18 protein-coding genes are annotated in these 24,133 nt (G+C 39.0%); 4 read left to right on the top strand and 14 right to left on the bottom strand.

Going from position 1 to position 24,133, the window contains the following annotated elements; translation table 11 throughout:
• Positions 1 to 5: 5 nt before the first annotated feature.
• The 9 genes from CAL6303_RS27010 to CAL6303_RS26970 form a co-directional block, all read right to left on the bottom strand.
• Positions 6 to 1,346: an IS4 family transposase gene (locus tag CAL6303_RS27010; protein ID WP_015198005.1), complete on the bottom strand. Its 1,341-nt coding sequence runs from the start codon at positions 1,344 to 1,346 to the stop codon at positions 6 to 8.
• Positions 1,347 to 1,422: 76 nt separating this feature from the next.
• Entirely contained in the window at positions 1,423 to 4,218 is a 2,796-nt protein-coding gene (locus tag CAL6303_RS27005; protein WP_015201020.1) for a PAS domain S-box protein, read from the bottom strand.
• 521 nt (positions 4,219 to 4,739) lie between these two features.
• A complete protein-coding gene (locus tag CAL6303_RS27000; protein WP_015201019.1) occupies positions 4,740 to 7,517 on the bottom strand; it encodes a family 10 glycosylhydrolase in 2,778 nt (925 codons plus the stop codon).
• Between the two features lie 227 nt (positions 7,518 to 7,744).
• Positions 7,745 to 9,067 (bottom strand): TIGR03279 family radical SAM protein, encoded by a 1,323-nt coding sequence (locus tag CAL6303_RS26995; protein WP_015201018.1) that lies wholly within the window; start codon positions 9,065 to 9,067, stop codon positions 7,745 to 7,747.
• A gap of 561 nt (positions 9,068 to 9,628) precedes the next feature.
• Positions 9,629 to 10,342 carry an ABC transporter ATP-binding protein gene (locus CAL6303_RS26990; protein ID WP_015201017.1) on the bottom strand — a complete coding sequence of 238 codons (714 nt, stop codon included), beginning with the start codon at positions 10,340 to 10,342 and terminating at the stop codon, positions 9,629 to 9,631.
• Positions 10,343 to 10,346: 4 nt separating this feature from the next.
• The gene (locus tag CAL6303_RS26985) at positions 10,347 to 11,138 is read right to left on the bottom strand and encodes an ABC transporter ATP-binding protein (protein ID WP_015201016.1); all 792 of its coding nucleotides are present in this window, start codon (positions 11,136 to 11,138) and stop codon (positions 10,347 to 10,349) included.
• A gap of 108 nt (positions 11,139 to 11,246) precedes the next feature.
• Positions 11,247 to 12,770: a branched-chain amino acid ABC transporter permease gene (locus CAL6303_RS26980; protein ID WP_015201015.1), complete on the bottom strand. Its 1,524-nt coding sequence runs from the start codon at positions 12,768 to 12,770 to the stop codon at positions 11,247 to 11,249.
• An 82-nt stretch (positions 12,771 to 12,852) separates the two neighbouring features.
• Positions 12,853 to 13,965 (bottom strand): branched-chain amino acid ABC transporter permease, encoded by a 1,113-nt coding sequence (locus tag CAL6303_RS26975; RefSeq protein WP_015201014.1) that lies wholly within the window; start codon positions 13,963 to 13,965, stop codon positions 12,853 to 12,855.
• 84 nt (positions 13,966 to 14,049) lie between these two features.
• Complete coding sequence (locus CAL6303_RS26970) at positions 14,050 to 15,351, bottom strand: branched-chain amino acid ABC transporter substrate-binding protein (protein WP_015201013.1); 1,302 nt, start codon at positions 15,349 to 15,351, stop codon at positions 14,050 to 14,052.
• 631 nt (positions 15,352 to 15,982) lie between these two features.
• On the opposite strand from CAL6303_RS26970, the gene CAL6303_RS26965 reads away from it, so the two are divergent.
• The 4 genes from CAL6303_RS26965 (at position 15,983) to CAL6303_RS26950 (ending at position 19,066) form a co-directional block, all read left to right on the top strand.
• Complete coding sequence (locus tag CAL6303_RS26965; RefSeq protein ID WP_015201012.1) at positions 15,983 to 16,180, top strand: hypothetical protein; 198 nt, start codon at positions 15,983 to 15,985, stop codon at positions 16,178 to 16,180.
• Positions 16,181 to 16,221: 41 nt separating this feature from the next.
• On the top strand, positions 16,222 to 16,479 hold the full coding sequence (locus CAL6303_RS26960; protein ID WP_015201011.1) for a hypothetical protein: 258 nt from the start codon (positions 16,222 to 16,224) through the stop codon (positions 16,477 to 16,479).
• Positions 16,480 to 16,585: 106 nt separating this feature from the next.
• Positions 16,586 to 18,172, top strand: coding sequence for a glucose-6-phosphate isomerase (locus CAL6303_RS26955; protein ID WP_015201010.1), 1,587 nt, complete (start codon positions 16,586 to 16,588; stop codon positions 18,170 to 18,172).
• Between the two features lie 441 nt (positions 18,173 to 18,613).
• Positions 18,614 to 19,066, top strand: a complete 453-nt coding sequence (locus CAL6303_RS26950) for a hypothetical protein (RefSeq protein ID WP_015201009.1) — start codon at positions 18,614 to 18,616, stop codon at positions 19,064 to 19,066.
• An 81-nt stretch (positions 19,067 to 19,147) separates the two neighbouring features.
• Here CAL6303_RS26950 and CAL6303_RS26945 read toward each other — a convergent pair whose 3' ends face one another.
• The 5 genes from CAL6303_RS26945 to CAL6303_RS26925 all read right to left on the bottom strand — a co-directional run bounded on the left by CAL6303_RS26945 (position 19,148) and on the right by CAL6303_RS26925 (position 23,973).
• Positions 19,148 to 20,605: a DUF1802 family protein gene (locus CAL6303_RS26945; RefSeq protein ID WP_015201008.1), complete on the bottom strand. Its 1,458-nt coding sequence runs from the start codon at positions 20,603 to 20,605 to the stop codon at positions 19,148 to 19,150.
• A gap of 1 nt (position 20,606) precedes the next feature.
• Positions 20,607 to 22,442 carry a hypothetical protein gene (locus CAL6303_RS26940; protein ID WP_015201007.1) on the bottom strand — a complete coding sequence of 612 codons (1,836 nt, stop codon included), beginning with the start codon at positions 22,440 to 22,442 and terminating at the stop codon, positions 20,607 to 20,609.
• A 20-nt stretch (positions 22,443 to 22,462) separates the two neighbouring features.
• Positions 22,463 to 23,137 (bottom strand): hypothetical protein, encoded by a 675-nt coding sequence (locus CAL6303_RS26935; RefSeq protein ID WP_015201006.1) that lies wholly within the window; start codon positions 23,135 to 23,137, stop codon positions 22,463 to 22,465.
• A gap of 285 nt (positions 23,138 to 23,422) precedes the next feature.
• Positions 23,423 to 23,794 carry a type II toxin-antitoxin system PemK/MazF family toxin gene (locus CAL6303_RS26930; RefSeq protein ID WP_015201005.1) on the bottom strand — a complete coding sequence of 124 codons (372 nt, stop codon included), beginning with the start codon at positions 23,792 to 23,794 and terminating at the stop codon, positions 23,423 to 23,425.
• Entirely contained in the window at positions 23,749 to 23,973 is a 225-nt protein-coding gene (locus CAL6303_RS26925; RefSeq protein ID WP_015201004.1) for a type II toxin-antitoxin system ParD family antitoxin, read from the bottom strand. Before CAL6303_RS26925 ends, CAL6303_RS26930 begins: the two co-directional genes overlap by 46 nt.
• Positions 23,974 to 24,133 lie beyond the last annotated feature (160 nt).

The raw sequence follows: 24,133 nt of genomic DNA, 5'->3' as shown, positions 1-24,133 counted from the left end.
CCAAATTAAGAGGATTCAACGCCCGTAGAAACGTGATGAATACGCCCTAAAGAAGTAAGCTTGGCAAAAATCCGGGTTAATAAAATAGGCTCAGGGATTTCTGGAAGCATTTTTAAGATCTCATGGACATATCGAAAGCCACGATAATGAGCCTTAAGATCAATAATGCCGGAGTCAGGATTCAGGATGCGGAAATCAGCGAGAAGATGATGAGATAAATTAACCATAAAGAATGCTAGATTAGCAGCATTAGTCACCGCAGTTTGACCGATGTTCATAAAGTCTTCCAATCCCCAAAATTGCTTGGCATCACGGAAGTTAAACTCGATCTGAAAGCGTAGTTTGTAGTAGTCAATTATTTTCTCAGATGACAACTTTAGGTCACTAGAAAACAGAATTACGTGACTGCGAGCATTAGTTTTCAGATTTGTTTTCACCAAAATAACTACATTCAGGGACTGGGCAAATTCTTTGTGCAGTAAAGTAGCTTGGTAACTATCGGTTTGGATATCCTCTTCGATACTACTTTGACGCAAATATTCATCAGAAATATTACGCCAGTCTAGTTTATCTCCGTATTTACGGCGTGAACGATGATTAGGGTCAGGATTTTGGTAAGGTATGTATAATGCTGAATCGTGGCGTAACTTGGAAATTATATGTAAGTTGACCTGTCGAGCCATCTGCAAAGCATTATTGTTTCCAAAATGACCATCTAAGACTAAGTAAGTCAGTGGGATAAAGTTAGCTACCAGCTTGACTAGCTCATTAATCATCTTCTTAATTCTGAGTAATTCAGATGTGAGAATTACTTCGGTCTTGTTTTTATTTTTACTCCCTTTTGGTCGTCCACGTCCACGTTTTTCTTTGGCTTTTATTTCTGGTCTTGGCGATACACTACTTTTTTCTATATCGTTCTTTATTACCTGTTCTATTTGAATCGGAAATGAGTGCCTTTGTTCAACACTTACTAATGATAATGTAAAGAAAGATAGCCCTGATATTGGCTTACTTACTAGGCTGGAAAAGAATCTATCCAACCCATAAGTTTTTTTCCCAGATTTACTTACTACAACTTCATCTCCTGCAAGCAAATAAACCTCATTTGCACGGAACAAATGCTTGCGGAAAAATAGCCAAAACAATGTCGCCCAAGGGATTACCGTATGAAAAAATCTCAACATCGTCCGATAACTACCACCACTACCTGTCCAACGAGAAATTCCCAACATAGTGACTCGCCCGCTCATCGCTAACATTGCCAAGATTATTTGGTTCAATTGCTTCATCGTTGTAGCATTTATCTGCGGCAGGAAGCACTGTAACAATGATAAAATGTCAAACATGGGCGCACATAGTGGTTTTTGAGTTGTCGTTGTGAGAGACAATAACTCTACTACGAAACGCCCTACCTCTTCCTCTTCATCCTCTTACTTTGGCGAAGGTATTGATATGTCCGAGTAATTTCTCATCCATGACAGCAATAATAGATTCTGCTGAACACTCAAATATAATTTGCTGAGTGTTTTGATTATTTAGTTGCATTTCTGCAACTAAGTGATTGCAAAAACTTACTAGATCAAGGGATGTTGCTTCACACTCAGCTTTTCCGGCTTCGGCTTTGCCAATGATCAAGACATCATTTAATAATTGAGTCATGTGTTTCACAGTACTCTGAATTCGGTGGAAGTGGGAGAGTTGCTTTTCTTCGCTCCAGTTGTGACGGTAATGTTCTAGTAGTTCCGATGATGAGAGAATTGTACTTAATGGGGTACGAAACTCGTGAGAAGTCATGGAAACAAATCGAGATTTGAGTTCGCTCAGTTCCTTTTCTTTTTCAAGAGCAATACGTAAATCTTCTTCTAACTGTTTCCGTTCGGTGATGTCTATACAAAAGCCGATAATCTCTAGAGAATTACCTGCTTCATCATAGAGAACTTTTGAGCTATCAAGTAACCAACGATAGTTTCCATCTTTGTGCAAAAAGCGGTACTCAATTGTATTTTTGCCAGTGAGAGGAAGTTGAGAAATTGATTCAAAAGTATAAACTTGATCATCTGGATGGATATGGTTAATCCAAAAGTTGGAATCTTTAACAAATTCTCGTGCTTGATAACCAAGCATATTGCTAATGTTTTCGCTGACGAAAGTAACTCCAAAATCTCCCGACACTCGACTAGTATATACAGCGCCCGGTGTGGAAAATAGCAGGTATTCCAGTCTGGCTTTACTAACTCGAATGGCAACTTCTGACTGTTTGCGATCGCTAACATCGTTAATGATGCCAATATAGTGGGTTAGCTTCTGTTTAACATCAAAAACTGGCGAAATACTTAATTCATTCCAAAAAAGAACACCATCTTTGCGATAGTTACGCAGTAAAACTGTACAACATTGATGGGTATCAATGGCAGTCTGTAGTTCTTCTAAGGCTGGTTGGTTATGATCTGATTTTTGTAGGAAACGACTGTTACGTCCGATAACTTCACAGGCTGAGTATCCTGTGATTTTCTCGAAAGATTGATTTACATAAACAATCGGTAAGTTTGGTAAACGAGCATCTGTGATAATTATACCGTTGGTACTTGCAGCTAAAGCGCGATCGCGTAATCTCAAAGTGTCTTCGACGTGCTTTTGGTGGCTAATGTCGGTGTAGTTGCTTGTGACTGCTACGACTTCGTTCTGATCATTTTTGATCAAGTTTGTGCGTAGATAGGCATGTATTGAGTGACCTAAACTGTCGCGTGTTTTTACTTTTCCTTGCCAACCTTCACCATGTTTGGCAGAGTTCAAAACTGTAGTTGCTTCCCTACGGGTAAAGAAAATTCTCGATGAACCCCCCAACGCATTGATTTGATTGACGTTGTAGCCAAACATTTTAGTTAGCATTGGGTTGTGATAAATTGCTTTCCCCCTTAAATCAGTAATGCTAATTCCATCAGGAGAATTTTCAATGATTTGGCGGGAGCGAACGAGTGCAATTTCCATCTGTTTATACTGGGTAATATCATAGCTATTTCCCCGATATCCGCAATAACTGCCATCCACAGCAAAAATAGGACTACCACTGATTTCCATTATTACATCATGTCCATGCTGATGCTGAAAGTCAGTTTGTAAACGTTTAAACTTCTGTTTAAATGCAACGAGATCTGCAAAAAGATTATTCTCATCCATACCTTCGTGGGAAAGCATGGTTGTGAAGATGGTCTTACCCAGCAAGTCTTCTGGTTCGTAACCCCATATCTGTTTAACTGATGGACTTAAGTATGTGTAGTTGAGGTGCTCATCTACTTCCCAAATCAGATAATTATGATTTTCGATTAAAGTTTCAAAACGCTCACTATTTAATTTCCAAGTTGCTTCTGTGAGTTTGCGTTCGTGAATATCTATCATAGTTATAAACCAATTGACAACGTTCTCACTACTATTTTTTAATGGCTGTAAATAGGCTATATGCCAGCGATAGTTTTGTTCTAATTCTTTTAATAAACGAATTTCTATTTCATATGCTTCCCCGATGGAGATGTGTTCTGCCATTTGAGCAAGATATCTTTGCAAATCATCCGGATGTAATAACTGTTGCCATCCTCTATTTAGTAATCCATCACGGTTGATGCCAGAGTATTCTGTTGTCCACTGGTTAAGATACTCTAAGCAACCATCTGGCTTAAGTATCCATATATGTTGAGCACTCGTGTCTAGTAATTGACTAAATTGGAGATTGTTTGAGGAAATTATCTCATCTAGATTTTCTGTTGTTGGGTATGTATTGATATCAGTTTTATTTCCCTCGATTTGTTGATCTCTTAGGGCTTTGCATATGGTATCTGGGGTAATTACTCCTTGCAAATTACCTTGGTTATCTACCACTGCTATTAATTCGTGGTCCTGCAACAAACTTAAACTGACTTGGCTCTGGTTATCAGATTCTGTAGAATCGGATACGATGACGCAATCTGTGACTACTTCACGGATTTGGGTTGCTTGCAAATCCACTTGGTGGGCAATAAGGTTGATTAAATCTTTGGCACTAAACCATCCAAATATATTTAAATCTTCCATGACAAGCATGTAGCCAACTTGATGTTGGCTCATTAATGCGATCGCGTCAATTAATGGAGTATTTGGTTTTACTGTCAAAGGAAAGCGGTTAACTGCCTCATCTAAAGACGATAAGGATATTTGCTCAAAGTTCGGCTGTGTAGATAAAAGCACTAGCCTTTACCTCCCAATAATAATTCTTATTGTAGTTCAGTGTATCTTATGTTTGTGAAAGCACTATCAGTTTAGTAGCTGTATCTACAAAATAGACTTTATTCGTCTGATGTTGTAATTGATTCTAAAACTACTATTATCAGCATTTTCAACATATTCTCGCTCTAAAATGTATGATTTATCTTGCGTACATACACTGAAAAAATATTATTATCTAAGTTAACTCAAGCAACTCAAACAAAGTTTACAAAACATATAAAACTACCAAAATTTTTGATTAATAATTGCTTTTTGATTGAATTAACTTGTTTTATTTTATGAATAGATTATTTACTTTGGTTGATCAAGAGTGGGGGGTTTAATACCCCGATGCAGAAGCATCGCCAGTTTTCATTTGGGACGGGACATTTTGGGAGTTGGATGACCCCAAAAACTGCCTTGTATGCAGCTTACTACTTACAGAAGCCACTCCGTGTCTACCCGCAGGGTATTCCCATCTTAAAACCCCCCTTCTTTCTCCTTCAATTTGAATTACTGATTTCTACACGTTCACCATATCGTATTAACTGTTCGATGGCGATCAGACGGTTTTCCCAAGAGCGAGTTTGATAACTATTATCAATATATTGTTGACGCATGGAAGCCTTAAATAGGACTTTAAAGCGGTTTAAAGCACCCCGTGCAGTAGCTAACTTACTATTATTAGATGCTACGGCTAGTTGATTGAGTGCAGCTTCTAAAATGTCTGCTTGTTCATTAAAATTAGATGGGGAAGTAATTTGTAAATTATTATTTTCTTGTAGCCATTTCCACTCAGCACGTAAAGCACTGTAGCGGGTTGCTGCACTGGCAAAAGGTTGACGGTGGGGAATTGGTTCTACTTCAGTAGGGTTTTGACCTTGAGTATTATTAAAAACCCGTTGTAAATCACCTGTGAGGTTTTCAGCAGCAAACAAGGCATAACCAGTTACAGGTAAATCCCGCACCACCTGCAATTGATCGAAGGCTCCCACTGTGGGTAAATTTAGTAAACGAATTCCTGGTATTAATAAAGTGGAACCTAGTTGTCCGAATTGAGTTGAATAAATCCAAGGCTGGGCTAATTTTTCAAATCTGGTTGTTTCTAGGGCATAGGTCATGGGTACAATTAGATCGATATCTCCACGACGCGCCCAAACTTCCCAATGCTGCTGAATTTTGTGAATGCGATCGCGTTCGGGCAGGGGGAACACTGCTGCTGATAAAGTTAGGTTTGGGCGTTGTTGTCTTAACTCCTGAGAAACTAAGGTAACAAAGCTATCAACCTGTTCAGTTCGGTATTGTGTCCATTTCTGCCATAGATCCTGTTGACTGGGGTTAATTTTCATCGGATCAACCCCATATAGCTGCTGAAATCGGCTACGTGCAGCTTTGCCGTAACCAAAGCTACGTCCTGCGTTTGAATCTTGGAAGGGGTAGCGGATGTAATCTAATTGCAGTCCATCCACATCGTACTTGGTAACAATTTCTTTATAAATGCTCAGTAAATATTCCCTCACTTGGGGATTTGCTGGGTCAAAAAACTGTTTACCTTGTCCTGGTGGGATAAGTTGTCCTCGGTTGTCGTATCCTGCCCAATCGGGGTTTGCTGCTAAAACTGGTCCGGGATAATTGGTGTTAATTCCTAAAAGTTCATTATGACGAATATTACCTGCGGCAAATGCCCAAACCCAAGCATGTATTTCCATTTTCCGTTGCTTGGCAAGTTTTACCCCTGAAGCTAAGGGATCCCAACCACGAATTAGGGGATTTTGTTGGGGTGCAATTTTGCTGGGGTAAATGGGGTAACTGGCGTTGAGGGTTTCAAAGAATACCGTATTAATTCCTGCTTGTGCCAAGCGATCGAAGACTTGAGCGAGTCCGGCTTCATTTCGAGCGCGGACGATTGTGCCGCGATCTAACCAGACGGCGCGGATTTCCGGTTGAGCAACTTTACGATCTAGGGGAAATTGATTGAGGAGAATTGAGCGGGTAGCTAGCCACTGTTGGCGAGCTTGGTTATATTTTTTTTGCTTGATTAGCTCAGGAATATTATTGAGGAATTGGCGGGCATTTTGAATGCTTTGGTTACTTGGTTGCCGGACTCCTCCACCACCTTGGACAGATGCAAGTTGTGAGGAAACTTTACCTATAGGTTGGGAATTGCCGTTGATTATGGATGCAGCTAAGTTGGAATTTTCCACCCTACCTATGAGATTACGCAATTCTTGCTGAAGTGCGATCGCTTCGCTGGAACTAATGGGTTTTTGGGAGTTGGGGGAAATATCTTCCCGCACGGATTGTTCTAATTTATCAATTGCCTCATCTGAGCGGGGAAATGTTCTATTTGGTGGGTTAACTCCAGTAATTTTACTGGTGAGGGGCATTGCTGCTGGAGCCGAAAAGGCTGTTTTATTGTTATTTGGGGTTTTGTTGGTTTCCCGAACAACATTAGTTTGTGTGTTCTTTGGTGTATTATTTACACTCGTATTTGCCAATGTTTTTTGACACTTGGAAGAACCTTCTTCAACTTTTGTTGATGCACTAGGAGGTAATTTGTAATAGCGATTCACAGCAGCTTGCAACCAAGCAGTATCCACATCTAGGGATGCTGCGGTATCACCTCCCCATCTCCAACCAAAGAGAACTGAACGATCGGTGGTGACAATTGCTGCGGGATTATCTTTAGCATTCCACACTGCGCTAATTCTGCCTGTAACTTCATCAGGAACTAGGACACCACCACGAACTTTACCAAAGACGATATTTTTATTTACCCAATCTTGGGAAAGTCTGTCTTTGCTAGCTTGTAACTCTTGGATATCATTTAAGCCAAAACCCCAATATCCACCAAAAAGTGTGCGTAATAACTGCCTAACTCCTGGTGAAGAAAGACTTCCCACCGGACCACTGGCAATTACACGTCCACCTTTGGACATCCATTCTTCTAATGCGATCGCTTGTGAGGGTGAGAGGGTTTCAATATTTGGTAAAAATACCACTTTTCGGTTGCCCCAGTCGGCAGGCGATCGCACTTCGTCTAGGGGTACTATACAGTAGTTTATACCTGTTGATTCTAAGCGTTTGCTAATTCCTGTCCATTGAGTCGAGTTTTCGGGATTATAAATAACAGTTAATTTGGCATTTAATTGGGAATTTTCCGCTGCTAATACAGGGATAATATTCAAGAAATTAAAAGTTATAAAAGTTAGTTTAAAAATGAATAATTTTGATATTTTTAGTTTTAATTTATTTGTTTTGTTTTTTCCCAGGACTATCACACTTTCAACCTCATTTGAACAGCTAAACAGTTAATTTTCAAGGATTTACTAATAATTAGTTTTGTATAAAACTTGATTCGTAGTAGTGCTTTAGCGCAAAGCATTTATGGTATGGCAATGGACATACATATCTGGGATTTTCACGAAATACAAAGAGAGACGTGACATGTCTCGTCTCTAAAGGGTTTTCGATTTGTGGATAGTTTATCCGAGCTTAATATTATCCCCTACTTAATACAAGTCTGGATCAACTCTTCAACTCCAGCAACTGGAAAAATCTGAGTTTTCAATTTCGATGCAACCTCTTCAACAGTTATATCATCAAGGAATATCAATTCTCCATGCTTAAGCATGACACTGGGTAATAGAATTCCATCACCTAAATCAGAATTTTGTAGTTTAGATAACAAGTCATGACCAGTTAATAGTCCAGTTACGCTAATATTTTGTCCCCAATAATCGCTTGACAATGCTTGCATATTAACAGTTAAACCACTGACCGAATTCAATCGCTGCAAAATTGGCTGAAAAGCTTTTTCAACAGCATTTCCTACGACCCATGTCAAGGTTTTTGGTGAAACTTTTTTTGGTAATAATTGCTGTGCCGCATTATCAAATTGTTTCAGGAACAAGCGAATTGAACCAACACCATTATCAATTTGCGGATAGTCTTCGTATTCGGCTTCGGAGGGCAAATCCTCACCACCAATTAAGAACCATTCATCGGCTAACCAGACGACTGTCGAGCCGATTTTTTGGCGGAATTCCTGTTGAAGCGATCGCACTTGGGAAATAACTTCCTTTGCTTTCGCGGGATTTACTGGTATCAGTTCATCACCTTCCGGACGGAAACGCGTTAAACCCACTGGTACCACTGCCACTGAGGTGACAGCGGGGATATCTCCAGTATAAAATGACGCTAAATCTCTAATTGTTTGTTCCAGGTGCTTGCCATCATTTATACCAGGGCATACGACTACTTGGGCGTGGATTTGTAGTCTTCGTTCCTGAAACCACTTGATTTGCTCTAATATTTCTCCCGCACGAGGATTTTTGAGTAGTCGGATTCTGACATCGGGTTCGGTTGCATGAACTGAGACAAACAAAGGTGAAAGACGCATGGCTTCGATGCGTTGCCACTCGCGCTGTGGTAAATTGGTTAGGGTGAGGTAGGAACCGTACAAAAAGCTGAGGCGGTAATCATCATCTCGATAATATAAGCTTTCACGTTTTCCTGGTGGTTGTTGATCGATAAAGCAGAAGGGACACTTATTGGTACATTGGATTAAATTGTCGAAAAGTGCCGTTTCAAATTCCAACCCCAAATCATCGTCATAATCTTTTTCAATTTCCACATGATGGGTTTTGCCTGATGTGTCCAGTACTTCCAGTTCTAAAACCTCATCTGCACACAAAAACTGGTAATCGATTAAATCGCGGGGATTTGTTCCGTTGATACTGACAATTGCATCACCTGCTGTAAAACCAATTTCAGCAGCGATGGAGTCGGGTAATACTTTAGTTATGCGTGCAGGTTGGATTGTGGACATAGTAAATCAGTGAACAGTGAACAGTGAACAGTTATCAAGGTTTCGCTAATCTTTCAGATTTTGATCGTTCATAAGCATATAGTCGTGCTGTAGGGGTAAAGCGCAGTGCTCATACGTGTCAACTTAAGCTAAAAGCATTGATATATATAAGTTTTGACTGATGGATACTGACCTCTCCCTGCCTTGAACTAACGTTCAAGTCTGTCCCTCCCCTAGTAGGGGAGGGAAAGGTTTTACGCAGTAAAATCTAGGGAGAGGTCAAGTTTAATCCTATCAAGGGTTTCATGTTAAGTTGACACCGATGAGCAATGCGCTTTACCCCTACTTCCATATTTAGTACTGTAGGGTGCGTTAGACGGAACGTCGTAACGCACCAAATCCTTATGAATGGTGCGTTACGCTGTCGCTTTTCTTGGATGTCGAAAGGCTATACGCACCCTACGTGTCTTTAAGCGCAAAGCGTTAGCTAATAAATTATGTGCAGCTTCACATTTTTAGGTTGCACTCTACTCCACCAAAACTAGTTCAGATCCCCGACTTATTAGAGAAGTCGGGGATCTATCATTCTTCACCTAAATAAGCTTTGCGAACTTCTTCATTAGATTGTAAATCTTTGGCTAATCCTGATAGTTCTATTTTACCTGTTTGCAGCACATAGCCACGGGAAGCAACTTCTAATGCTTGACGGGCATTTTGTTCCACTAATAAAATTGTGATATTTCGCTCTTTATTGATTTGTTTGATTAACACGAAAATTTCTTGGACTAAATTCGGTGCTAAACCCATACTGGGTTCATCAAGTAGGAGTAGTCGAGGTTTTGCCATCAAAGCACGGGCAATTGAGAGCATTTGTTGTTCTCCTCCGCTGAGGGTTCCCCCTTTTTGGCTAATGCGTTCTCGCAGTCGGGGAAATAGATTCAAAACATATTCTAAATCAGATTTAATTCCCAAAGTATCCCGCCGACAAAAGGAACCCATTTCCAGGTTTTCTAATACTGTCATCCGGGGAAAGATTAATCTTCCTTCTGGACTTTGGGCAATTCCTAATTCACTAACTATTTTTTCAGCACTGATGGAAGTTAGAGATTTATTTTCAAATAAAATTTCACCTTGACGGGGTTTAATTAATCCTTGAATTGTTCGCAGAAGGGTGGTTTTACCAGCACCATTACTGCCAATTAAAGTACAAATTTCCCCTTGATTAATTTCGATGGAAATACCCTTGAGTGCTTGGATATTGCCGTAATAGGTGTGAATATCTTTAACTTGTAACATAACTTTAACCCTCCTCCTTACCCAGATATGCTTCAATTACCTGAGGATCTTGACGCACCTGGGTGGGAGTACCTTCAGAGATTTTTTTACCACTAGCTAGAACTGTAATGCGATCGCTTATTCCCATAACTAGCTTCATATCATGTTCAATTAGCAAAATCGTCATATTCAGTTCGTCGCGGATGCGCTGCATAAATCGGGTTAAATCGGCGGTTTCGGCGGGGTTCATTCCGGCTGTGGGTTCGTCCAAAAGCAGGAGGAAAGGGTCAGAAGCTAATGCCCTGGCGATTTCTAGGCGACGTTGTTCTCCGTAGGAAAGGTTTTTTGCCAGTTCGTAAGCCTTGGATTTTCCCAAACCTGCGTATTCTAACCAATATAAAGCTTTCTTTTTTGCTTCGGCTTCTTCATTTACCACTGACTTAGGGCGCAGCAAAGTGCCAATCAAGCTGCTTTTTAAGCGGCAATGCATCCCCACCAAAACATTATCTAAAACCCGCATATTATTAAATAGGCGAATATTTTGAAAGGTTCTGGCAACACCGAATTTTGTTAGTTGATCAGGTTTTGTTCCGGTGATATCACGGCTATTTAACCATAATCTGCCACCACTAGGGCTATAAATCCCCGTCAACATGTTGAAAAAGGTAGTTTTCCCGGCACCATTGGGACCGATCAAACTAGCGATCGCGCCTTGCTCTAAAATGAAGTCAACTTGATTGACTGCGGTTAAACCACCAAACCGCATTGTCAGTTGTTGGGCTTCTAAGATGATTGGTTTGGTAGATTGTGCATTCATTTTCAGATTTTGACTTGTAGATTTTAACTTGTAGATTTTGACTTGTAGCTTTTGAATTGATTTCCACAAAGAAATGCAAAGAGAGACGCGATATATCGCGTCTCTACATTATTCTTCATGCAACTCGGCTTTGTGTAATCTATCAGGAATCAATCCTTCAGGACGTACCAACATCATAATTACCAAAGTCAACCCAAATAAAAATAGTCGCATCTGAGTAGGATCTAAACTAGTTCTGACAAAATCTTGCCATTGGGGATTACTAATAGCAGGTAATAGGGAGGTGTTGCGAATTCCTTCCAAAACCTTTGCCAGTTGGGGTAAAAATAATCGATCTGCCCCCATAATAATGATGCCGCCCAAAATTACCCCAGTCATGTTGCCCAAACCACCTAAAATCACCATACAAAGGATGATTACGGATACAGAAAAATCGAAAACACTGGGAAAAATGGCACTGATATAGACGGCGTAAAATGCCCCAGCAAACCCTGCAAAGGTTGCTCCCATCGCAAAAGCTAATAATTTGGTTTTAACTAGGTTGATACCCATAGCACTCGCTGCTAATTCATCTTCGCGGATAGCATTCCATGCCCTACCGAGGCGGGAATCTCGAAGACGATTAATAAAGAAGTAGGAAAAAACCACCAAACCCAAAATTAGGTAGTACCAGGGAAGATAATTGCTACTACTGAATGTACCAATAAATGGGAGAAAAGGGCGATCTATCGGGTTGATACCTGGTTCACCACCTGTTAAATTGATGGCGCGATCGCATCCTAGCAGACAGAGGGTTTTTTCGGGATGTCCCATCAAGCTATTGATGATTTTGGAGATGGGTTCTTCGATGCGGATACTGGTAAGGTTGCGAAAAACTACGGGGACGATTTCCCCAAAACCCAGGGTGACAATTGCCAGATAATCTCCCCGTAACCGTAAAGTTGGCGTACCTAATACTACACCGGCAATTCCCGCAACTGCTGCGGCAATGGGGATTACTAGCCAGAAATTCCAGTGGATATTTAGTTGGGAAGAACATAGCAACGCGGTGGTGTAAGCACCAATAGCGAAGAATGCGGCATATCCCAAATCTAGTAACCCCGCATAACCAACGGTGATATTTAACCCCAGTGCCAAAATAATAAAAATTTGAATTTCAATTAAAGTGGCAATCCAGCGAGTTTGGGCAATTCCATCCACAAAAGGGAACAGAATTAAAATCGCAGCTAGGGTAATTAGTGTTGCTAATTGGCTTTGTTTGCGGGGTAATGCTTGCAAAGCTGCCATCAAAGCTGCCGAAAGGGTAGCAATAACTAAACTAGATATTCCGTAAGTTAAAGCTTCCACGAAACTAATAGGGGTGCGTCCAGAAAGCGATCGCACAATCAATCCTTCGGCTAAACTAGCGATTAATGTCCAGATACCAATAATTAACCCAGATTTGGCACCAATTACGGCATTGTTTCGCCAATTTCTACCACCATTTGCTTCACCCTGTGTAAAACCCGCAGCATTCCCAATCAACCAACCCATCACGGAACCACTCCAACCGCCAAAAAGTACCACAGTTAAAGCGGCAACAATGCCTAAAATTCCACCCGATTTTATAACTTTAATTAATTTGCTTTGCATCAGCATTCCACTTCACTCAACCAACTGAATAATTACTGTTCCCTGTTCCCTGTTGCCTGATAACTGATAACTTATAACTGATTTAAACTTTTTCCTGTGTATTCTCCCCCAATAAACCACCAGGACGAAAGGCTAAAATAATTACCAAAACTCCAAAAACCCAAGCATTTGTCCAGCGGCTAGAAAAATATTGATCGCTCAAAGCTGAAAGCAAACCAATTAAAACTCCTCCCAACATTGCCCCAATAATATTTCCAATTCCCCCTAAAACTGCGGCGGTAAATGCTCTTAATCCGGCAGTAAAACCCATGGTAAATACAACAGTGTTGTTGTACAAACCAACTAATAAACCAGCGGAACCAGCCAAAGCACCACCAATAAAGAAAGTTAGGATAATAATGGCATCTACATTAATCCCCATCATCCTGGCTGCATCGCGGTTCTGTGCCGTAGCCCGCATAGCTTTACCCCAACGGGTATACTTAACAAATAGATGCAATCCTACCATTAAAACGGTGGCAAATACCAGCACAATTAAATCTTTAGTGGTGAACAAAATTGAGCTTTCAATGCCGAAAAGCTTGAGAATATCAATGCGTGGTAATAAATCGGGAAAACTTTTAGGTGCAGCTGCATTCACCCCCATAATTGGGATAAAAGATTTTAGTCCACCCCAAAATAAACCGATGTTTTGAAATATAAAAGAAACACCAATTGCAGAAATCAAAGGCGCTAGTCTTGGTGCATTTCGTAATGGTCTATAGGCATATCTTTCCGTGAGAATATTCAAGCCAGCACAGAGAAAAATGCTAAAAAGTAAAGCAACTAAAATTGCTGGCAAACTAGTTAATAATGAAGAACTATCAGTAATTCCGAAAGCACCAATGATAGTTAAAGATGAAAAAGCCCCCAACATATATAAATCACCATGGGCAAAATTAATTAATTCAATAATGCCGTATACCATGGTGTAACCCAAAGCAATGACAGCAATAATCGCTCCATTTACCAAACCAATTAATAGTTGCTGAACTAAAAGCGAGGGATTTGCTTTAATTTCGCCAATGATTCGCGGCAAATCGAAACCAGCGATGGGGGCAATCAATAATACTAAATAGGTAATTGCTAAATATAGCAGAATTTTTTGCCAGCTTTTGAGATGCTTATTTGAGGGATTTTCTAATGTTTTTGTCATGGGATATTTGATTCTTTTTGAGACATCTATCAGGACTTTCCTCGACTTGTTAAATAAGTCGAGGATCTAAATATTAAATGCTTATTATTTAGCTTCTAATTTTTGAGCAAATTCCCATTTACCATTTTTCACAACATTACCTGACAAATCTTTCAAAGTGGTATCACCATTTGCATCAAAACTCCAAGTTCCCAAAATACCTTGAAAATCCCTAGTTCCCAAGACAGCATCTTTGACAGCAACACGATCATTTTTACAAGCTTTATCAATCCCACTAATTACAACCTTAGCAGCTTCATAACCGTATGCTGCATAGGGTTCTGGTTCCGAATTAAACTTTTTCTTATAACTTTCATACCAGGTTTTTCCCGCACCTGTTAATTCTTTAGGAGGAATACCGCCAAAGGTTGCATAAACACCTTCCGCATCTTTTCCGGCTGCATCAATTAATGCCTGTTCAAAAATGCCATCTGGACCCATAAATTTAACTTTATCAGCAGTCATCCCCACATTTCGCATATCTTTAATTAACTGTCCACCGTTATTTTGGGTAATTCCACCAAAATAAATTAAATCTGGATTCAAAGCCTTAATTTTATTCATTAATGCTTTGTAATCTGTGGCTTTAGAATCAATTCCTTCATGTCCTAAAACTTCCATTCCCAATTTTTTCGCACTAGCTTCAAAAACATCAGCTAATCCTTTACCATAAATTTCTTGGTCATCTAAAACAAAAACTTTTTTTGCACCTAAGGATTTTGCCCAGTTAGCACCAGCTAAACCTTGTAAATCATCCGCCGGAACTACACGAGCATAGTTACGTTTTCCTGTGGGATAATATTTCTCTGGTTCTCCTGGTTCTCCACCAGGTTTAGTTAAACCAACAGCAGTATTTGCTGGACTAACCATGACTAAGTTAGCTTGGTTGAGGATAGGAATAGCAATTTTTGCAGCACCAGAATTAAAGGTACCAATATAAGCAACAACATTAGGATCAGAAACTGCTTTATTGGCGTTTTCTGCTTCCCTTGCTGCATCCCATTTTCCAGAAGCAGCTGTGGCATCATCCAGGGATTCATAATCAATTTTGAGTTTACCCCCACAAGCTGAGGAATTTGATTCTTCCAATGCTTGTTTAATTCCGTTAATAATTGTTTGGGTTTGACCAACTGAACTACCAGTTAGTGGGAAGCTAGAGATAATTTTGACGGTGTTACCGGAACCTGCGGCAGTTGTTGCGGTTGAAGTTCCGGGGGAAGTGGTGCTGGTGGAGTTTGGGTTAGTGTCTCCGCATCCAACCATCATCAAGGCAATGACACAGGTAGCCAGAATATTTGGAGATTTCATTTTTCTTCTTGATTGGGTTTCTAAGGCGATTTTTTTCATCTTGTTTGTTTAGTTGAGATAAAAATGTGCTGTGATTTTTCGGTTATCCGAAATAATACAGCAGAATTTAGAATTCAGTAGTTATGGCAACTTAGATTAATCGCAATATATATTTACGTTTTAGAGGTGCAACATGTCTCACCTTCTACATCTTTCCAACCCATATGCAGGTTTTGGCGAAATGTCACGAGTATAAAATCTGGATGTCAGACTTTCAGGCAATTGTATGGGAAAATATTTTTTGGTCAGATGATTTTATGCAAAAATTGACAAGTTGAAATAATCTGCAAACCAGAATTAAGTCAAGCAGCTAAAGTCAATATAGAAAGATCCGAGAAAGTAGAGGAAAATTTCCTCTCAAATATATGTCCCGTTTCCATATAATGCCTGTTGACTACAAATTCCGGAATTGGAATTCCGGAAAACTGCTGAATCCACTGAATGATACCAGGACTTATGCACTCAGATATCTAAAATCGTTGTAATCTCTGTTCCTCTTTCTCCATCACCTAACATTGGAAGAAAATTGCTTTCCTAAGCTTCATCTGTATTTCCTCAATTCTGCCTTGCTGGGGAAAGAAGATGAGAATTTGGGAACAATAGGGATGAGTTGTGAGAAGTCGTTAAGATTATGGATGCTTTGCGAACTAGGTTTTATCAGTTAATTGAACAGTTGACAGAGGAAGAACTCTCACAAGCGTGGGACGTTGTATATGAATTGCATTGTGATGTCCAAGTGTTAGAAGCTATTAAAGAAGTTAAGCGATCGCATCAGCCGTGGGATACATTAACTTATGAGGAAGCAATGAGATTGGTTTCCTCAAAATAAGATAAAGGGGGTAATAGGTTAAAAGTCAAGGGAATGTAACAATGAGTATTGAAGTTCGCTATATGCGCTCTTTTTTAGCTGATTTGAGGAACATTGAAGATTCAGCTTTCCAATATGTACATAATTTCGTGTTTGTGGAATTTGTCGAAAAGCCACAACTGCACTGCTTACCAAAATTGCGACAAATTGATCGAGAAGGTATTTTTTATCGCTTTACCATAGATAATTATCTAATTGGTATCGAGTTAAAGGGGGAGATTGTTAAGTTTATCCGCATCATTCCGATGCCAGATGTTTGAAACGAGCAGATATATCAAGACTTAAAACTGTATAAGGGTGAAATGGGATCGCTCTAGCATTACCTTAAACTGGTTCTTGAAAAATACTTTAACTTGAGATTTCCCTATGGACGCTACAGCGCTTTGGCTGCGATACCAAAACTGGTTATATTTCCACGCAGGTTTAGGATTCTATCTTGATATTAGCCGGATGCGTTTCGACGACGCATTTGTGGCAGGATTGCAACCGAAATTTGAAAAAGCTTTTAGTGATATGGCGGCTTTGGAAAAAGGTGCGATCGCAAATCCAGATGAAGACCGGATGGTTGGACATTATTGGTTGCGAAACCCAGATTTAGCCCCGACTCCGGAACTGACACAAGAAATTGTTGATTCTGTCGAGCAAATTGAGGAATTTGCTGATAAAATCCATACGGGGGCGATCCATCCTCCGAAAGCTGCCCGATTTACTGATATTATTTCTATCGGCATTGGTGGATCTGCCTTAGGTCCCCAATTTGTGGCACAGGCACTAACTACAGATTTTCCGCCTTTAAATATTCATTTTATCGATAATAGCGACCCCGCAGGCATCGACCGGGTACTTACCCACCTCCGCAATCGCCTTTCTAGCACCTTGGTGTTAGTAATTTCCAAATCTGGTGGTACACCCGAACCACGTAACGCCATGTTGGAAGTCAAAAAAGCTTATAGTGGTCAAAACCTGGACTTTGCTAATTATGCGATCGCTATCACCATGGCAGGCAGCAAATTAGATGAACAATCCAAGTCTGAAGGCTGGCTAGCACGCTTTCCCATGTACGATTGGGTGGGAGGACGCACTTCCGAACTGTCCACCGTTGGTTTAGTCCCCGCAGCCCTCCAAGGTATCGACATCAAGCAGATGTTGGAAGGTGCCAAGGAAATGGATGATGCTACCCGTATTCCAGATATTAAAAATAATCCCGCAGCCCTCCTGGCTTTAGCGTGGTATTACTCAGGTAATGGTAAGGGTGAAAAGGACATGGTAGTCCTTCCTTACAAAGATAGTTTGCTATTATTTAGCCGCTATCTTCAACAACTGGTGATGGAATCTTTAGGTAAAGAAAAAGACCTAGATGGTAATATCGTTTACCAAGGGATCGCCGTTTATGGTAACAAAGGTTCCACCGATCAACATGCCTACGTACAACAACTTCGAGAAGGTGTACCCAATTTCTTTGCTACCCTCATCGAAGTTTTAGAAGATCGCAGCTGCCCCTCCCCCGAAGTCGAACCCGGTATCACCACAGGAGATTACCTTTCCGGCTTCCTCCAAGGAACCCGCCAAGCCCTGTATGAAAATCAGCGCGACTCCATCACCGTTACCATCCCCCAAGTAAACCCCCGTACTGTCGGCGCATTAATCGCCCTCTATGAACGTGCAGTGGGCTTATACGCCAGTCTGGTTAATGTTAATGCCTACCACCAACCCGGTGTAGAAGCAGGCAAAAAAGCCGCTGCTACCATCTTGGAATTACAAACACAAATAGTTGATGTCCTGCGAAAAGAAAAAGCAGCCCTAACATTGGCACAAATCGCTGAAAAATTAGGTAGTCCCGACAAAATTGAGTCAATCTACATAATTATTCGCCATTTACACGCAAATCAACGGGAAATTACCATTGAAGGTAATCCCAGCGAACCCAGCAGTCTCACGGTATCTGCTAGCTAACAGATGTAGTCCAGATATCATACTTTGTCTCGTTATTGTCTCTTTCGCAACAATTTTTTATAGCTGAACATTTAAGATAGAATATAAAGGTAGTCTTTAATTCTTGGAATGTTCAGTTTTTTTAGTCCCTGAATTTAGCCATAGACTTAAATCAACTTTTCCCGAATCAACCCTTGCCAAATTGAATCCATAGTTAACCCAACAATATTCAATATAGAAAGAAGTTTCACTAGAACCTCTCTAAGCAGTTTTAGGTTGAGAAAGTGTAATTTACTTAGCTGTAACACTCCATATTTGTCGCAATTGGTAGATATTTTTTCAGGAAATATCTATTTCATAATCTTCCTTCCAACAGATAAAAATAGTTGGATACTTTAGGCTATCAAAACCTAATGAAAACTAAAAAAATAAACATTACTAAAATAAATATTAGGAAGTAAAATGAGTCAGCCAAGAAACCTAGAAATTCATTATTTAGAATCAATTCAAGGTGGGATGACACGCTTTTTCACACCCCAAGCTAGTCATGAAACCATGCTAGTACAAATCCCCGCAAATACAATAGATGATTTATTTGTACATAAATCACAAACAGATCAAATCTTAGTTGTTAAAGGCGAATTTGTTCTTGTCACCTTAATTAACAAAAAGTACCAATACATTCCAGTTAGCGAAAATAGACCTGCTGTAGTTAAAATTCCCACAGGAGTTTTACACGGGGCGATTAACTTTAATCCCTTTCCGTGTGTAGTAGTGAATGCAGTTCTACGTCACCGTCCCGCAACTGAGAAAGATTATACTCCCTTTCCTCGTCCCTATCCCTACGATTTAGAGCTAGCAAGGGAATCATTAAAGCAGATGAATATCAATAATCAAATTGAGTTTTCAATCTAGTATTTAAGCAGCTTAATTTTGATTAGTCACAGGTATGCGAATCCCCGACTTCTTCAAGAATTCGGGGATATTTCCTGATAGTTATGTAATGGATAAGTCACGTAAAAAGTAAAATCTATCTCGTTTCCAATCTTCTCCTTTAATTCGTCCCAAGTAACCTGTGAGTGGGGATGATAATTCAATTAATATTTCATGTAATTCTTTAGGTTGAGTTCTAAAAGACTTTCCAGCAATAAATCCGTGCAGTGAATCGACACCTGTACGCTCAGTACCTGTATTTTCTGAATATTCTTTGACGAATTGGATAATGTGCGATCGCAACTCAATCTCTTTCTCTATTTTTTGTATATATTCTTCAAGTTTGACATCAATTTGACCTGGCTCTAAATATTTTTCTAACTCAAATAAATTGATGGAACCTAAATATTTTGCGTGTAATTCGACTAATTTTTGTAATGTCATCGCATTAATAATACTAACTTTCCATTCTTGAGCAGATTTGAGAGTATCTGAGGAGGGATTACCGGGACCAATTACTAATTTTGCTGAATCAATAAATTTATCTTTTCCTAAATGCATTCCCCCCAGCTTAATCAATTCTTCAACTGTCCTACTCGGAATAAGTTTACCTGCTTTGCACTCACAAACTAATGGATATGGTTGGGAACAAAATAAATCTAAACCACCTGCACCACCTTTGTGAGAATAATCAATAGTAAATCCTAAAAACTCTAGGCTTTGACGAACTATATTTTCAAAGTCGGTTCCAGCTTGGTAACTGCTTTTTTTCTCATCCAGTTCAATACTGCGATCGCCTAACTTTGCGATCGTCCCAATCCAGGCTAAATCGGGATTAGATTGTTTGGAAATAGGTTGACTATTCCAGCCCAGAAATAGTTTGATAGTATGGTTAAGTTTCTGATAATTTGGATGAATTTCTAAACTTTTTTCGCATTGAAACTGTAAAGATTCTATATTTGTATAGGGATAAACTTTATCATTGAGTAATAAATTTTTACGTTGCTTAAAATTAGCATTAGAAACAACAGGAGTATCTTTTTCACTAGCTGTAGTTATCGAATCCTCAGATTTAGACCAGTAAAAATGACCTACCTCTACTGGTAAATTAACCATACAAGGATTAGATAAGCGAAAAACTCGCAATATCAAAATTTTGAGAACTTGATGCTGTTCAAAGATATGTTCTAAAGCACTCAAATTCCAAATAGTTGATTGTGCAATCTTAGGTAATAAATGTTTTTGTTCACAATTTATACGCCAATATTTTTCACAACTTGCCCAAGCTTGAATCTGAATGGGAAACTTTGAATATTTAACTAATGTTTTTTTCGCACTAGTTAAATACTCTGGCTTATAATACTGCTCTAGACTTAAGTTATTAGTTAGTTGTTGGCTTGGATATAGCCAGAAAGCTTTTCCTTCCTTGAGGGTCTGATGAAAAGGTACTAAAATTAATTTTCCTAAAGCTAGCATTTCTACATCAAAAGCGGCTAATTGAATACCATTATGAATATTCATTTCAGTTTGGGGCACTCAGAATTTCACAAATTAGTTTATTATCCGCGACCAATCTTAAATCTTTAACTAAATTGGTTACTTCCTCCTTATTAAAACCATAATTTTCAGCATCATTATATATGGTTTCAATTACTACTAAAGGCTTCATCTCTTCTTTCGTTAAAACCACAACTTCTCCTCCTTGTTGATTCTCAAGCTGGTCTTTAAGTTGGTTTCCTTGTTTCCAATTTTTAGGAACAGAAGTAGAACGTACTAAACAACCACGGGTGATTCCATATTTTTTGTAGTCAAGAAGTCTTTTCATCACTGCATTGAAAGTATTACCATTTGTAGCTTCAGAAACTCTTACTCCAATCTTGACATTACGATTATCAAGGCAGTCATAGCCAATAATTATTAAATGTAAATCATGATTTTTATAAGATATTTGCTGAACTTGAGTAACTACTATATTTGCAGTTCCTTCAGCAGGAATCATTTTCATATTACAAGTGATAATAGCAGCTAATTTATCATCATCTTTGATGGGAACATCAATGCGTTTCAACAGTTCTTTGTACTTATCTAAAAATTCTTTCTTATTCTTTTCTATTGGATTTATATGTGGTTTTTCTATTATTTGTCCTGGTATAATTTCTGCGGTTTCAAACTGTTCGGCACACCATTTCATTAGGTCACGGACACCAGCAGCTTGACTCGCAACATTCCTAATTTTGGCTTCTTCAAAAGGAAATAGATTGGCATAATCATTAGAATTTAGATGATTTTCCTTATAAAACCAATTTAATCTGAGCTTGACAAGCTCTACCATCTGTTCTGCATTAGGTGGTTGAGCAGTAACTAAACTTTGACCTACTCGATCAGGAATACCACTTCCCATTTGCTCAATTTCTATCCATGTATCACTAATGACACAACAAATTAGAATAACATTACTGCACTGAAAGTAAATTTGGTCGATACACTTAGCTGTAGTTTCAGCCGGACTATCACCAGAATCACTATCTGTCCTAGCACTATCTAATTGGTCGAAACAAATTAGCACGGGTAATGAGGCTATATCAGCTAGTTTACATATCTGCTGAATCATCCAAATAGATTTATCTTCTTGCTGTTCGAGGGAAAACTCAGGTAAATGTACTTTTTTAAATTCCGAATGTTCTTCACCTTTAATCCAAGCAAAGGCTATTTGAGCATCTTTTAGATTTTTTAACAGCAAAAATAGTATTGCTCTCAAAAAACTATAATCAATGTTAGAAGAGTTTTCTAATATTGCTTCAACCAATTCATCAAAAAAAACTTCGAGAGTCTCTTTTGTTTGAATGTTAATAATATACTTCTTCAGTTCGTTGGGAGAATCACATTTTTCTATGTAATGGCGATATTTTTCTTCATAATCAGTTCCTTTTAAAGTTTTAATTGCAGCGGCAGCAAGTTTCTGCCATTGGGAAACTCCCTTAATATCCTGATGATTAAAGCTATCTGCTAAATAAAAACGTACATGAGAATTGATACGTTTAGGATTAGAACAAGGACCGATATAAGAAAATATAGAATCACCTTGCTGTGAAATTTTTTTCCATATTCTATGGATAATATGACTTTTTCCAGTACCTCTATCACCCTTAATCGTAATTCCTTTTTTTCTCGAATACTTTTGTTTAATTTCGGAGATTGCCTCAGATATTTGCCGATCAATATGTTCATTGAGACTGGGTAGATTAGTTATAACCTCACCCCAAACCTCATTTGCAGTTATGACTGATTCTAGTGTGAAAGGATTTGGGCATTGTTTACGAGCTTTTTCAAACAAAGCATAGGGTTCGATTATAGACATTTTTGTTTTCTACCTTGATTTCATAATGGTTTGCTAGCGAAAAATAACAGTCCTCGAATTTCACTCTCAATGGAGTCTCGCTTTTGTTTCTCAGTTGCTCCACGAGCCTCCCCACTTTGGAGGTATAGCAACTTTTGTGCTTGCATCTCCATCATCCACTCATTAAATTTATTTGGACTCACTCTTTCATGTAGCTCATCACGCAAATGCCATATTGGAACTAATCCACTGTAAGCATTCCCTTTGTTTAATTTTTCAAACAAGTCAAGAAGTAATAACTTAAACTCGTCATAAGATGCGATCGCACTCTTAAATCCGTTAGCTAATTCACTTGTATTAATACTCAGACTATTTTGTCTCATCCATCTCAATAGAGCATTTGCTACCCAAGTACCAATAATAGTCCCCTCAAAGCTGAAATCTGAACTCTTTAAACCTTCAGCTAATACCTGTAAACCTTTATTAGTTAGGGAAACATGAACTACCCTTTTATTGCCAACAACCGCGATCGCACCTTCTTCTTCTAATTGTTGGTAAATTTTATCGTACACAGCAGCGTTTGTTTTTTTACGTCCTGCGCGATCGCTTAATTTTCCTTTGGTAACTTTATTTTCTGTTCCAGACAAATCCCACAAACCCAAAAGCAAGCGAGTCTGCACCTGAGTTACTTGCAAACGATTATTACCCGAACTCATACGTATTCCTTTTTTACCGATTATCAATTCTTAATTGTTTTATTATGACATCGGATACTTAAGTACGTCAGCGAAAAGACTTGCAAAATCTAAAATATACATTATATACGTCAGTAAAAAACTATACATTTAAACAAGATTGTCAATGTAAATGTTATTTTCAATACTTTTTTGCTCCTCATTAGGACGTATTCACGCCCCTAAGTCTTTCATCAGCACTTCATAATTGCCCAAGGCATTGTCAAGCTAGACAAAGTTAAAAATTTATTTATACGCTACGCTAACTCAAGTTAGATTCAAACCCAAGTAGTGACGTAAACTATGTTGAACCTGCTGTAATAATTCTGGTTCTAAATCACCCACTCGCTGGATTAACCGTACCTTATCAAAAGTCATCGGTTCGACGCATACTAACATACTATCCACGGATAACCCGTTTAATGGTGATGTAGGTACCACCACTAAAGCAGGTGAAATCCGAGAATCATTGAGTCGGATGGAAGTGAAGGGGAGTACCGTAATTTTCCGACGTGCAACATTAAATAAAGTATCAGATATTACTAAAGCTGGACGTGTTTTCCGAATTTCTGTAGCGACTGAAGGGTCAAAATTTACAGTCCAGATGCTTCCAAGTCTGTAATTGCTGCTGTCTGCCATCCACTATCCCACCCTAAATCTAAGTCGTCAACTAAAGCACAAGCCGTAGCTAACGCATCATCTTCTTGTTGTTGTCGCCAATGTTGTAATAGTGATTGGATGAGGGAATTATGGTTTTCTATCTTTTGGTCGATGTAATTTAGTAATTCATCTGGCACGGAAATTGAAATGTTAGCCATGTTGTACCCGAATTCATCTCATTAGTAGTATAGACTTTTAGTGGCATTTATGGCGTATGCGATCGCATTCTTTGCATTCTCCTATTTTGTTCGTGATGATGTATCTCAATTTACTATATAGACAAATATCTATACAATTAATAATTAATAAATGTGGGCA

Origin of the sequence: Calothrix sp. PCC 6303 (assembly GCF_000317435.1) — a bacterium.
In the GTDB taxonomy this organism is placed as follows: Bacteria; Cyanobacteriota; Cyanobacteriia; order Cyanobacteriales; family Nostocaceae; genus PCC-6303.
Note: the sequence above shows the minus strand (reverse complement) of the source record. Positions and strands in the feature narration are given on the sequence as shown.